Raw genomic sequence first — 12785 nt, forward strand, 5'->3', positions numbered from 1 at the left:
GTCAAGGCGGTCGGGTTGGGTCACGGCGGCGAGTCTAAGGTGACGGTACGACGATTCCCGCGCCACCCGCGCGCGGACCCCCGGAAAGGTGATGGTGAGCCTGGTGAGCACGGTCGACCTGAGCAGCTCCCCCGCAGGACAGCTCACGGAGAAGATGGGCATCGAGATCACCTCGTGGGACCCGGAGAAGCTGGTCGGCACGATGCCGGTGGAGGGCAATCGTCAGCCTTACGGGCTGCTGCACGGCGGCGCCAGCGCGGTGCTGGCCGAGACGCTGGGGTCGGTGGCCGCGGCCATGCACGCCGCGCCGGAGCGGATCGCGCTCGGGCTGGAGCTGGCCTGCACGCACCACCGGGCGGGGCGGTCGGGGTTGGTCACCGGGGTGTGCCAGCCACTGCACCGGGGCAAGACCACGGCCACCTTCGAGATCGTCATCAGCGATGAGGACGGCCACCGCCTGTGCACGGCCAAGCTGACCTGCATCCTGCGCGAGCGCCCGCCGGGCGACCCGAAGAGCTGACCCTCCCGGCCGTGCCACAACGGCCAAAACCCCGTCCCACAACGGCAAACACTCCGGCAGGTTGGGACCCCCTGCCGGAGTGTTTGCCGTTCTTGTACGCCAATTTGGCTGTTGTGGACGTCAGGCGACGCCCAGGTACGCCTCCTTGATGGACGGGTCGGCCAGCAGCTCCGCGCCCGTGCCCTCCTTCACGATGCGGCCGGTCTCCAGCACGTAACCGCGGTGGGCCCGGCTCAGGGCCTGCTGCGCGTTCTGTTCCACCAGCAGCACCGTGGTGCCCTGCTCGTTGATCTCCCGGATGATGCGGAAGATCTGCTGGATGAACTGCGGGGCCAGGCCCATCGAGGGCTCGTCCAGCAGCAGCACCCTCGGCCGGGCCATCAGCGCGCGGCCGATGGCGACCATCTGCTGCTCACCGCCGGACATGGTGCCGCCGACCTGGCTCTTGCGTTCGGCCAGCCTGGGGAACAGCTCGAAGACCCGCTCGAAGTCCTGGGCGATGGCCGCCTTGTCCTTGCGGGTGTAGCAGCCCATCTCCAGGTTCTCCAGCACCGTCATGCCGGGGAAAACGCCCCGGCCTTCCGGGGACTGGCAGATGCCGCGGACGACCCGGAGGTCGGCGCGCAGCTTGGTGATGTCCTCGCCGTCGAAGCGGATGGTGCCGCCGGAGAGCGGGCGCACGCCGCTGATGGCGCGCATGGTGGTGGACTTGCCCGCGCCGTTGGCGCCGATCAGGCTGACGATCTCACCCTGCTCCACGTGCAGCGAGACGCCCGTCAGGGCCTGGATCCGGCCGTAGTGCACGGACATGTTGTTCAGCTCAAGCAGCGCCATCGTCGGGCACCCCCAGATAGGCGGCGATCACGGCCGGGTTGTCCCGGATCTCGGCAGGCAGGCCCTCGGCGATCTTCTTGCCGAACTCCAGCACCACGATCCGGTCCGTCACGCCCATGACCAGCTTCATGTCGTGCTCGATGAGCAGCACGGTGTACCCGTCGTCGCGGATCTTGCGGATGAGCCCCATCAGCTCTTCCTTCTCCGCGGGGTTGAACCCGGCAGCGGGCTCGTCCAGGCACAGCAGCTTCGGCTCGGTGGCCAGCGCCCTGGCGATCTCCAGCCTGCGCTGGTAGCCGTAGGGCAGGTTCTTCGCCTTCTCCGCCGCGCGGTCGGCGATGCCCACGAACTCCAGCAGCGCCATGGCCTTCTCCACCGCGGACTTCTCCTCGGCGTGGTGCCGGGGCAGGCGGAGCAGGGCGCCGATCACGCTGGTCTTGTGCCGGGCGTCGGTGCCGACGACCACGTTCTCCAGTGCGGTCATCTCGCCGAAGAGGCGGATGTTCTGGAAGGTGCGGGCGATGCCCAGCCGGGTGATCTGGAAGCGCTTGCGCTTGCCGATCGGCTTGCCCTCCAGCAGCACCTGGCCGCTGGTGGGCCGGTAGACGCCGGTCATCGCGTTGAAGCAGGTGGTCTTGCCGGCGCCGTTGGGGCCGATGAGCCCGAGGATCTCGCCGCGGCGGATCTCGAAGTTCACCCCGTCCAGCGCCACCAGCCCGCCGAAGCGCATGGTGACCTCGTCCAGCTTGAGCAGGGTGTCCCCGACCTCGACCGCGATGTCCCGGTCGGCGGCGACCGCCTCGGCCACCTCCGCCTCGTGCGCGGCCCGCTCCTCCGGGGTCATCCGCTCCAGCTCGGCGACCAGACCGCCCTCGACGACCGGTTCGTCGTCGCGCTTGTCCGCGCTCACCCCTGCACCCCCTTCTTCGAGTCGAGCATCGAACTCTCCGTGGCGATCTGCTCCGGTTTGCCCAGCAGCTTCTGATAAGCCTGCCTGCCCCTGGCGAGCAGCCGCTGCCGCGCGCCCAGCAGACCCTGCGGGCGGAACAGCATCAGCACGATCAGCGCGATACCGAAGATCAGGTACTTGTACTCGGCGATCTCCTGGAACCTATCCGGCAGATAGGAGATGACGAACGCGCCCAGGATCACCCCGACCTTGTTCCCCGATCCGCCGAGCACCACCGCGGCCAGGAACAGCACCGAGGTGACCACGTCGAACTTCTGGTTGTTCACGAACCCGATCTGGCCGGCGTACAACACCCCGGACAGACCGCCGATCGCGGCGCCGATGGCGAAGGCCCACAGCTTGAACTTGAACGTGGGCACGCCCATGATCTCGGCCGCGTCCTCGTCCTCCCTGATGGCGATCCAGGCCCGGCCGACCCGGCTGCGCTCCAGGTTCCCGACGAAGACCAGCACGATGATGATGATCGTGATGGTCAGCCAGTACCACGGGGTTCCGTTGGTGGAGTTGAAGATCGGCAGACCCGCCGCGTTCTCCAGCTCAGGGCGGCCGACCTCCTGGAAGCCGCGGTTGCCGCGCAGCCCAGGGACGTTGTCGGCCAGCAGGCGCACGATCTCGCCGAAGCCCAGGGTCACGATCGCCAGGTAGTCCCCGCGCAAGCGCAGTGTCGGTGTCCCCAGCAACACGCCGGAGACCATGGTCACCAGCATCGCGACCGGGATCACCGCGATCCACGGGTAGTCCCAGCGCAGCGGGGATTCCGGCGAGGTCAGCAGCGCCGCGACGTAGGCGCCGACGGCGAAGAAGCCGACGTAGCCCAGGTCGAGCAGACCGGCCTGGCCGACCACCACGTTGAGCCCGATCGCGATCAGCGCGAACCGGGCCGCGTTGAACAGCGCGATCTGGAAGTCGGTGCCCGGCTCAGTGGTCAGCAGCGGCGGGTTGATCAGCGGCAGCAGGTACAGCAGAGCCACCAGCGGGATGAGCACACCCCACTGCTGGAACCGGTTCAGGCCGTTCCACCAGTCACGCACGCGCTGGCCGAAGGGCACGGCCGCGGTCTTCTCGTGTTGTGCGTTCATACCCGTGCCTTCCCGAGGGACTCGCCGAGGATGCCGGTGGGCCGGAACATCAGGACGACGATCAGCAGGACGAACGCGACCACATCGCGCCACTGCCCGCCGAAGAGGGACTGTCCGTAGTTCTCCACCACACCCAGCAGCAATCCGCCGAGCACCGCCCCCCGCAGGTTACCGATCCCGCCGAGCACCGCGGCGGTGAACGCCTTGAGCCCCAGCAGGAAGCCGCCGGTGTAGATGACACCGGAGGGGATCTGCATGACGTAGAACAACGCGGCGGCGCCGGCCAGCAGACCACCGATGAGGAAGGTCACCATGATGACCCGCTCCCGGTTGACGCCCATCAGCGTCGCGGTGGTCGGGTCCTGGGCCACCGCGCGGATGCCGCGGCCGAGCCTGCTGCGTTTGATGAAGGTGTCCGCGGCGAACATCAGCACCAGCGCGGCGAGGAACACGATGATCTGCACGTTGGTGACCCGCGCGCCGAAGATCTCGAACTGGGTGGTGGGCCGGATGATGCGGATCGCACCCTCGGCGTTGCCGCCCCGCCAGACGAAGAAGATCTGCTGCAGCACGAAGGACGCGCCGATCGCGGTGATCAGGAAGACCAGCGATGGCGCGTTCCGTTTGCGCAGCGGGCGGTACGCGACGCGTTCCACGATCACCGCCACCGCGCCGGAGACGATCATGCCGACCCCGATGGCCAGCACCAGGGTGGCGATGATCTCCCCCGTGCCCAGCGAGGGAGTCGGCCCCGGCTTGAAGCCGAGTGCGTCGAAGGTGAACCAGATACCGAAGGCGCCCGCGATGAACACCTCGGAGTGCGCGAAGTTGATGAGCCGCAGCACGCCGTAGACGAGGGTGTAGCCCAACGCCATCAGCGCGTAGATGCTGCCGTAGGACAAACCGTCCACGGTGTTCGCCCAGAAGTTCTCCAGCAGCAGGTCAACGTTGAAGCCGATTCCGCTTCCCGAGTCCTGCGCGAGAACTGTGCCTAGTTGCTGAATCACAGATCCGCCCGTTTCTTACGGTGCACACGCCTGGGGCACGGACATACGCAGGCGAATGCGTGCATCCGTGCCCCAGTGCGGTGATGTCTCAGGTCGGGATTACTTGGTGATCGGCTTGAACTTGACGATCTTGCCGCCCTCGACCTTGTACGACCAGACGGGCGTGTCGGTGAGTTCGCCGGTGGCGTCCCACTTGAACTTCTTGGTCAGGCCCTGGCCCTCGTAGTTCTTCACGAAGTCCAGCAGACCGGCCCGGTCCTTGAGGCCCTTGTCGATGCCCTTGAGCAGGATCGTCGCGGCGTCGTAGCCCTCGGCCGAGTAGGTCGACGGCTCCTTGCCGGAGAGCTGCTTGTAGGCGGTGGAGAACTCGGTGAAGGCGTCCGCGGGCACACACGGGCAGGTCAGGTACGCGCCCTCGGCGCCGTCCGCGCCGCCCTTGATGAACTCATCGTCCTTGGTGCCGTCCGGCGCCACGAACTTCGCCTTGATGCCCTCGTCGAACAGCTTGGAGGCCAGCGGGCCGCCCTCGGCGTAGTAGCCGGCGAAGAAGATGGCGTCCACGTTGGCGGACTTCAGCTTGCTCGCGGTGGCGGAGAACTCGCGCTGGTTGGTCTTGATCTGGTCCTCGCAGGTGACCTTCGACCCCAGCGCGCCCTTGATCGCGTCGGCCAGGCCGGTGCCGTACTCCGAGTCGTCCCTGATCACGCAGACCTTCTGCGCCTTCAGCTCCTCGGTGAGGAACTTGGCCGCGGCCGGACCCTGCACCGCGTCGTTGCCCAGCCCGCGGAAGAAGGTCTTCCAGCCGTTCTTGGTCAGGCCGGGGTTGGTCGCCGACGGCGTGATGGTGACCAGACCGGCCTCGTTGAAGGTGCCGCCGACGGCCTTGGACTCACCCGAGAACGGCATGCCGATCACCCCGACGATGGTGGTGTCGGTGATCGCCTGGGTGACCACACCCGGCGCCTTGTCCGGGCTGCCCTCGGAGTCGTACTTCTTCAGGTTCACCTGGCAACCGGCGTTCGCGCTGTTGTGCTGGTTGATCGCCAGCTGCGCGCCGTTGAGGATGGCCTGGCCCAGCGCGGCGTTGCCGCCGTTGATGGTGCCGATGTAGGCGAGCGAGATGTTGCTGCACTTGGCGTTGCCGTCGCCGCGCGGGTCGGCCGCGTCACCCGGCTTGCCAGGGGCCGCCTGTCCGCCCGAGGTCTGCCCCCCGTTGCCCGTTGAACCGCTACCGCCTCCGCACCCTGCGACGGTGAGCGCGATAACGCTCGCAACCGCCAGGGTCCGCACGAGTCGTGCTCCAGACACCCGTACCTCCACTTGCCCAATCCGCCACCGGCTGAACGGCGGCGGTGTCCCGTACCACTCCGGGACGTGGTTGGACCGGAAAGTAGCTGTCCGTTTCGTCTAAGCCCAGGGTCGCTACAGGAGCGTGTCCACATCGTGACGGTGGTGACGCACCGAACACGAAGCAGACCCGGTCAAGAAGAAACAAGATCCAAACGGGTGGTAACCCACCGTTTACATCACACTCCGGAGCAGGCCAACGGAGGGTGACCAGATGGGTTCACCGCGTGTTCAGTTCAGGTTGTCCAGCACGGCGTCCGCGACGGCCTTCATGGTGGTCCGGCGGTCCATGGCGGTGCGCTGGATCCAGCGGAACGCCTCCGGCTCGGAGAGCCCCTGCTTGGTCATCAGCAGCCCCTTGGCCCGCTCGATGGCCTTGCGCGTCTCCAGGCGTTCGGTGAGCCCGGCGACCTCGTTCTCCAGCGCGCTCAGCTCGGCGAACCGGGAGACGGCCAGCTCGATGGCAGGCACCAGGTCCCGCTTGGCGAACGGCTTGACCAGGTAGGCCATCGCCCCGGCGTCGCGGGCGCGTTCGACCAGCTCACGCTGGCTGAAGGCGGTCAGGATGACCACCGGCGCGATCCGCTCCCTGGCGATCTCGCCCGCGGCCTCGATGCCGTCCTTCTTGGGCATCTTGACGTCCATGATGACCAGGTCCGGCCGCAGCTCACCGGCCAGCTCGACGGCCCGTTCGCCGTCTCCGGCCTCGCCGACGACCTCGTAGCCCTCCTCGCGGAGCATCTCCACCAGGTCGAGGCGGATGAGCGCCTCGTCCTCGGCGACGAGCACGCGGCGCTGGACGGGGGCGGCCTGTTCCTGGGCCTCGGCAGCCGGCTGGGTCACCGGGGTCCTCCTGCGGTCTCGGCACTGCACTGAACGCGAAACCGCAGCTTACCTGTGCCCCCGAGACGACTTTGTGAACGCGGCAGGTGATCGGTGTGACATTCCACGCCGCGAGCCCCGCGCCCCCGCTGGCCGCTTCCGGACTGTCCGCCCCCGGACACCCGCGAGGCCCCCACTCACCCTCCTCCGGCGGGCGTCACCGCCCCGACCCGCCGCCGCGTGCCGCGGGCGAAGGCGAACGCGGCCACCGCGGTCGGGAAGTTCATCACGATCCCGTAGACCGCGGCCGGGATCGCCAGCACCGGACTGCCCAGCACCACCGTGGCCACCGCGATGGCCAGCACCCCGTTGTGGATGCCGATCTCCATGGCGGAGGCGATCGCCTGCTCCCTGGGCACCCGGAACACCCTCGGCACCAGGTACCCGATCACCAGGCAGCACACGCAGAAAGCCAGCGCCCACAACCCAACCCCGCCCAGGTGGGCCAGGAACACCGTCCACTGCGTCACCACCGCGGTGGTGACCACGATCGCCAGCACCAGCACCGCCGCGATCTTGACCCACCCCGCCACCCGCACCGCGAACGCGCTGAACCGATGCCGCACCCACATCCCCAGTGCCACCGGCACCAGCACGGTCGCGAACACCTGCACCAGCTTGTCCGCCTGGAACCCGATCTCCTTGCCGGCGCCCAGGAAATAGGTCATCGACAGGTCGACCACGATCGGCAGCGTGGCCAGCGCCAGCACCGAGTTCAACGCCGTCACCGCGATGTTCAGGGCGACATCCCCACCCGCGAGATGGCTGAACAAACTCGCCGAACTCCCACCCGGCGAGGCCGCCAGCAACATCGCCCCCACCGCCAGCTCGGCCGGCAGCCCGAACGCCAGCACCAGCCCGAAACCCACCACCGGCAACACCAGCATCTGGCAGGCCAAGGTGATCACCGCGGCCCGCGGCGACCGCGCCACCCGCCGCAGGTCCACCCCCGTCAACGTCAGGCCCAGCCCGAACATCACCAGCGCCAGCGCCACCGGCAGGAACATCGAGAACGACACGCGAACTCCTCGCCAACCCCAGGAAAGCCAAGATCACCCGCCCAGACCGTACGTCAGCCCCCCACGGCTCAGGGCAGGGTCACCGGGCCACCCACGTTGGCGATGATGCGGCGCAACACCCGCAACGCGGCGACGTAGTCCGCGTCGCTGACCCCCTCGTGCAACCGGCGCCGGATCCCCACCGCGAGTTCGGCCAGCCGCGCCCGCCCGTCATACCCGGCCTCGGTCAGCGTGAGCCGTCCGCCGTCCCCCAGCACGATCCACCCCTTGTCGAGGAGATCGTCCAGCACCGCCGGATAGGTCGACACCTCCCCGATCTGCGGTGTCAGGTACTGCCGCAGGAAGTCGGTGACCTCGGTTCTGGTCATCCCACCCTCGCGACTGGCCAGGGCGTTGAGCGTCATCCGGTGCCGCTGGGTCACGCCCAGGGTGCTGTCGGTCTCGCGGATGTGCCGGATGACCACTTCATGCGCGAGTCCGGTCCAGTAGCCGACCGGCTGCCGCGCGAGTTCCGCATCGTCAGGTTCCATGCCACCAGACGCTAAAAGCTCAAGCATGCTGGAGGTCAACCCACCGGAGCCCGGCCACCGCGCGCCGGACAGCCGAGCAGCTGGAGGTCTGATGATCAGCCGAGCGACCGCGCTGGACACGGTTGCCGAATGGGAGCGGGACAACGCCGCGGATCTGGTCAAAGCCGCCGGCGAGACAGCTGCCCAACTCCTGACCCCACTTGAGCGGCGCTGGCGGCACGTGCGCGGGGTGGCCGCCCGAGCGGCGGAAATCAGTGGCGCGGTTCGCCGGGACGGGGACTCCGACGCGCACAATCAGGCGGCGGCGAAGCTGCTCGTCGCCTCCGCCTGGCTGCACGACATCGGGTACTCCCCGGGACTGGTCGCCTCCCGCCTGCATGCCGTGGACGGCGCGGAATACCTGGCGGAGCGGGGCTTTCCACCGAAGCTGGTGAACCTGGTGGCGCACCACTCAGGCGCACGGTTCGAGGCCGTCGAACGCGGGCTCGGGCACCTGATGGCGCGCTATCCGTTCGAGGATGACGAGTTCTCCGACGCGCTGACGACCGCGGATCTGACCACCGGCCCGGACGGCCAGTACCTCTCCTACACCGATCGGATCGACGAGGTTCTCACCCGATACGCGCCAGGCGACCCGGTGCACGAGTTCTGGCTGAAGGCCCGCCCCGTCATCGGCGAGGCCATCACGCGGACCGAACGGCGAACTGGAACTCAGCGCGGTCAGGGCAATGCGCGGCCGGTTCCGGAATTCAATCCATCAGCAATATGATGACCCCGTCTTATGATGCATGAGGGTGAAATTTCTCGACACCAAGCAGCCCATGCCGGACAGTCAAATGAGCGCGACTCCCTGCGAACAACCCCCTGTCGCGCTCATTTACCCTGCTCCCAAAAGGAAATCCCATGCATGACGACGATGAGCCGATCGGCCGGGTACTCGGCAGACGGCAGGCGTTGATTCTGCTCGGTGCCGCGGGTGCCACACTCACGGTCGCGGGATCCGCCATGGCCAGTCCCACCACCTTCGTCGCGGACGCACCCGAGGTCTGCTCACTGGACTGTGTGGTCAAGCCAGAGCAGATGGAGGGCCCCTACTTCGTGGACGAGCGGCTCAACCGCTCCGACATCCGCACCGAACCGGCCACTGGCCGACCGGTGCCCGGCACCGCGCTGACGATCAACTTCACCATCCAGCAGATTCGCCAGCAGCAATGCACTCCACTACCGGGAGCGATGGTCGACCTCTGGCAGTGCGACGCGTTCGGCCTGTACTCCGATATCCCGTCCCAAGGCAGTTCCGGCCGCCGATTCCTGCGTGGTTACCAGAACACCGACCAGGCGGGCGCGGCCCGATTCATCACCATTCTGCCCGGCTGGTACACGGGTCGCACACTGCACATCCATATCAAAATCCGCACCATCGGCACCAACGGCCGACCGTACGAATTCACCTCGCAGCTGTACTTCACCCCCGAGTTCGGCGCGGCCTATCTGCGGACCGAACCGTACCTGCGGCGAGGTCCGGCGAACACCACCAACAACCGGGACTCGATCTACCGCAACGGCGGCGCCCAGATGCTGCTGCGCCCGCAACAGGCCGGTACCGGCTACACCGCGGACTTCGCGATCGGCCTCGACCTGTCCAACATCCAGGTCGGTCGGCCCGACTAGGCGCGACAGGTGGCGGAACACCCCTGCGACAAGATCAGCCCCTGACCGGGTTTTGCCTGGTCAGGGGCTGTTCTGTACTGCACAAGGTGCCCCGGGTGGGAGTCGAACCCACACTGGACGGATTTTGAGTCCGCTGCCTCTGCCGGTTGGGCTACCGGGGCCTTCTTTCTGGGCACAAGCACCATACGCGATCACCGCCGCACCTCGTTGACGGGGTCACCTGGCGGGTCGGCGTCAGCAGGGATCGGGCGCCGCCTGCTGAGCCGCCCGTGCGCGGCCAGGATGCCCAGCAGCACCAGGGCCGCGCCCACGGGCTGGTGCCAGGCGACGGGTTCGGCCAGGACCAGCACACCCAGCAGTACGCCGACCACGGGCGTCACGTAGGTCACCGCGGCCGCGTTGGTGGCGCCCCAGTCGCGCACCACCGCGGTGTTCCAGACGTAGGCCAGGCCGGTGCCGACCGCGCCCAGCGCGATCATGCTCAGCAGCACCGGCGGGGACAGATTCCCTGGTGTGCCAAGGAAGGGGGTGGTCAGCAGCATGAGCACGGCGCCGATGGTGACCTGGATGAAGGCCATGGTCACCGCGGGTACGTCCCGGTCGCCGAGGAAGCGGCGCAGGTAGACGAAGGCCAGGCCGTAGCTGGTGGTGGCGCCCAGGCAGGCGAGCTGGGCTGGCAGGTCGCCGGTGAGGTCGGCGGTGAACGGGCCGATGATCACCAGTACTCCGGCGAAACCGAGCAGCAGGCCGGTGAGGCGGTTCCTGGTGAGGCGTTCGGTGCGTAGCAACGCGGCGGCGAAGGCGGTGGTCGCGAGGGGGGTGGTGGCGTTGTAGATGCTGGCCAGGCCGGAGGACAGCCGGGTCTCGGCCCAGGCGAAGAGCAGGAACGGCAGCACGCAGAGCAGCACCGAGACCACGGCCAGGTGCGCCCACAGCCTCAGCTCGCGCGGGATCGATTGGCGGGTGGCCAGTACCAGCACGCCGAGGGTGAGCGCGCCCAGCAGCAGCCGTCCGGCCACGATCTGCGCCGGGCTCAGCTCGGTGAGCGCGATCTTGATGAACAGGAAGCTGGACCCCCAGGCCAGGGCCAGCAGGCCGAACTGGACCGGGGTGCCCAGCCGGGCTCGGGTGATCGGCACGCTGCTCCCTCCGCGGCACCCGGCGGTTGTGCCGGGGCCGGGAGGGAGTCAACCCGCCGCGGGGGCGGGCTGTCCGGCGGGAATCAGACCGCGAGCCGGCGGCTCACAGGCCGCCGAGGAACTCCAGCAGCGCCTTGTTGACCTCGTCCGGGCGCTCCTGCTGGGTCCAGTGCCCGCAACCGGGCAGGTCGACCACGCCGCGCAGGTCGGGCAGGATCTTCGGCAGCACCTGGTCCATGAACTCCGGCGGGTAGAAGGCGCGCACCAGGTCCCGGTCGCCGCTGAGGTAGAGCGCGGGCGCGGTGATCCGGGCGTTCTGCCAGGGCGCGGTCAGCTCCCAGTTGCGGTCGATGTTGCGGTACCAGTTCAGGCCGCCGGTGAAGCCGTTGCGCTGGTACTGCTCGGTGTAGGCGTCGATGTCGGCCTCGGTGACCCAGCCCGGCAGCGTCTCCGGATCGGGCATCGCGGCCAGGAACCCGCCCGCCTGGGCCAGCGGGGCCGCGGCCGGGTTGGCGCCCTCGCCGGAGGTGGCGGCCAGGGTCTTGCGGAAGGCGCCGCGGATATCGGAGTTCAGCTCGGCGTCGGCGACACCCGGTTCCTGGAAGTAGATCTGGTAGAAGCCGTCGCCGAAGCGCTCGCGCGCGGCGACCAGCGGCGGCACCGGGCCGCGCGGGCCGGGCGCCACGCTGAGTCCGGCCACGCCGCGGACCAGGTCCGGCCGCAGCATGGCGGTGTGCCAGGCGACCGGGCCGCCCCAGTCGTGCCCGACCACCACGGCCTGCTTGTGGCCGAGCGCCTCGATCAGGCCGACCACGTCGCCGACCAGGTGGAAGATCGAGTAAGCGTCCACATCGGACGGTTGGTCGGTGCCGCCGTAGCCACGCTGGTCCGGCGCGACCACGTGGTAGCCGGCCGCGGCCAGCGGTTCGAACTGGTGCCGCCAGGAGTACCAGCTCTCCGGGAAGCCGTGCAGCAGCAGCACGAGCGGGCCCTCGCCCTGCTCGGCGATGTGCATGGTGATGCCGTTGACGGACACTTCACGGTGCTGTGGCAACGAGATTCCCCTCATTCCGTATTCGTGACGATGGTGGCCAGCACGGCCGCTCGTCGTTCGTGCAGCAGGGTCAGGCCGATCTCGGCGGTGGCGCGGACCTCCGCCGCGGTGGCGGTCTCCTGGCCCAGCAACGCGGTCACCGCGGTGGCCAGCACGGCCGTGGGATCGGCGACCTCGACCTCGGTCAGCGCGTGCGGGTGCGCGGCCACCTGGAAGAACCCGGCGGTCATCGCCCGCAGCGCGTACGCCTGCTCGTCCAGTGGCCAGTCGGCGCGGGCCAGGTGGTGCTCCCGCCACACCGGCAGCACCGCGTACATCAGCGCGCCGGGGCCGAGTGCGCTGATGAGTTCGGTGCTGCGCGGGTGCTCGGCCAGGATGCCGAGCATCTCCACGTCACCGGTCTGCAGCGCGCGCACGATCGGGCGGTCCAGCGCGACCTGGACCAGCCGGGGGACCAGCCGGTGCGGGCGGGCGTTGTCCGGATCGCCGGTGAAGTTCTCGATGAACTCGTCAACCACTTCCAGGAAGTCCCTGGCGAACAGCCCGACGAACAGGTCCTCCTTGGTGCCCCAGTACAGGTACACCGTGCCCTTGCCGACGTGCGCCTTCTCCGCGATCTCGGCGATCGTGACGCCCTTGACCCCGCGCCGCAGCAACAACTCCCTGGCCACACCGAGGATGCGGGCGGCCTTCCCCGAGTCGTGTTCGACCAGTTGAGCCATGACCGATCCCT

At 68.5% G+C, this 12785-nt stretch carries 14 protein-coding genes and 1 tRNA gene; 3 read left to right on the forward strand and 12 right to left on the reverse strand.

Features of this window, described 5'->3' with window-relative positions:
- The first annotated feature begins 91 nt into the window (after positions 1 to 91).
- Complete coding sequence (locus HNR67_RS37000; RefSeq protein WP_185007683.1) at positions 92 to 520, forward strand: PaaI family thioesterase; 429 nt, start codon at positions 92 to 94, stop codon at positions 518 to 520.
- Positions 521 to 640: 120 nt separating this feature from the next.
- Here HNR67_RS37000 and HNR67_RS37005 read toward each other — a convergent pair whose 3' ends face one another.
- The 8 genes from HNR67_RS37005 to HNR67_RS37040 all read right to left on the reverse strand — a co-directional run bounded on the left by HNR67_RS37005 (position 641) and on the right by HNR67_RS37040 (position 8188).
- Entirely contained in the window at positions 641 to 1354 is a 714-nt protein-coding gene (locus HNR67_RS37005; protein WP_185007684.1) for an ABC transporter ATP-binding protein, read from the reverse strand.
- Entirely contained in the window at positions 1341 to 2198 is an 858-nt protein-coding gene (locus tag HNR67_RS37010; RefSeq protein ID WP_185011551.1) for an ABC transporter ATP-binding protein, read from the reverse strand. Before HNR67_RS37010 ends, HNR67_RS37005 begins: the two co-directional genes overlap by 14 nt.
- Before the next feature lie 62 nt (positions 2199 to 2260).
- On the reverse strand, positions 2261 to 3403 hold the full coding sequence (locus tag HNR67_RS37015; protein ID WP_185007686.1) for a branched-chain amino acid ABC transporter permease: 1143 nt from the start codon (positions 3401 to 3403) through the stop codon (positions 2261 to 2263).
- Entirely contained in the window at positions 3400 to 4410 is a 1011-nt protein-coding gene (locus HNR67_RS37020) for a branched-chain amino acid ABC transporter permease (protein WP_312988908.1), read from the reverse strand. The genes HNR67_RS37015 and HNR67_RS37020 overlap by 4 nt, the downstream gene beginning before the upstream one ends.
- A gap of 99 nt (positions 4411 to 4509) precedes the next feature.
- Positions 4510 to 5718: a branched-chain amino acid ABC transporter substrate-binding protein gene (locus HNR67_RS37025; RefSeq protein WP_312988910.1), complete on the reverse strand. Its 1209-nt coding sequence runs from the start codon at positions 5716 to 5718 to the stop codon at positions 4510 to 4512.
- A gap of 270 nt (positions 5719 to 5988) precedes the next feature.
- Positions 5989 to 6600, reverse strand: coding sequence for an ANTAR domain-containing response regulator (locus HNR67_RS37030; RefSeq protein ID WP_185007690.1), 612 nt, complete (start codon positions 6598 to 6600; stop codon positions 5989 to 5991).
- 176 nt (positions 6601 to 6776) lie between these two features.
- Positions 6777 to 7658, reverse strand: a complete 882-nt coding sequence (locus tag HNR67_RS37035) for a bile acid:sodium symporter family protein (protein WP_312988912.1) — start codon at positions 7656 to 7658, stop codon at positions 6777 to 6779.
- A 68-nt stretch (positions 7659 to 7726) separates the two neighbouring features.
- On the reverse strand, positions 7727 to 8188 hold the full coding sequence (locus tag HNR67_RS37040) for a MarR family transcriptional regulator (RefSeq protein ID WP_185007692.1): 462 nt from the start codon (positions 8186 to 8188) through the stop codon (positions 7727 to 7729).
- 25 nt (positions 8189 to 8213) lie between these two features.
- On the opposite strand from HNR67_RS37040, the gene HNR67_RS37045 reads away from it, so the two are divergent.
- Together HNR67_RS37045 and HNR67_RS37050 are read left to right on the forward strand one after the other, a co-directional pair.
- Complete coding sequence (locus HNR67_RS37045; protein ID WP_246492679.1) at positions 8214 to 8957, forward strand: HD domain-containing protein; 744 nt, start codon at positions 8214 to 8216, stop codon at positions 8955 to 8957.
- Between the two features lie 134 nt (positions 8958 to 9091).
- Positions 9092 to 9859 (forward strand): dioxygenase family protein, encoded by a 768-nt coding sequence (locus HNR67_RS37050; RefSeq protein ID WP_185007696.1) that lies wholly within the window; start codon positions 9092 to 9094, stop codon positions 9857 to 9859.
- Positions 9860 to 9946: 87 nt separating this feature from the next.
- Here HNR67_RS37050 and HNR67_RS37055 read toward each other — a convergent pair.
- From HNR67_RS37055 to HNR67_RS37070, 4 genes are all read right to left on the reverse strand, one after another.
- A tRNA-Leu gene (locus tag HNR67_RS37055) sits at positions 9947 to 10020 on the reverse strand.
- A 30-nt stretch (positions 10021 to 10050) separates the two neighbouring features.
- Positions 10051 to 10992: a DMT family transporter gene (locus HNR67_RS37060; RefSeq protein ID WP_407645193.1), complete on the reverse strand. Its 942-nt coding sequence runs from the start codon at positions 10990 to 10992 to the stop codon at positions 10051 to 10053.
- Between the two features lie 109 nt (positions 10993 to 11101).
- A complete protein-coding gene (locus tag HNR67_RS37065) occupies positions 11102 to 12052 on the reverse strand; it encodes an alpha/beta fold hydrolase (protein ID WP_185007697.1) in 951 nt (316 codons plus the stop codon).
- Between the two features lie 11 nt (positions 12053 to 12063).
- Complete coding sequence (locus HNR67_RS37070; protein WP_185007698.1) at positions 12064 to 12774, reverse strand: TetR/AcrR family transcriptional regulator; 711 nt, start codon at positions 12772 to 12774, stop codon at positions 12064 to 12066.
- Positions 12775 to 12785 lie beyond the last annotated feature (11 nt).

Source organism: Crossiella cryophila (assembly GCF_014204915.1).
Lineage (GTDB): Bacteria > Actinomycetota > Actinomycetes > Mycobacteriales > Pseudonocardiaceae > Crossiella > Crossiella cryophila.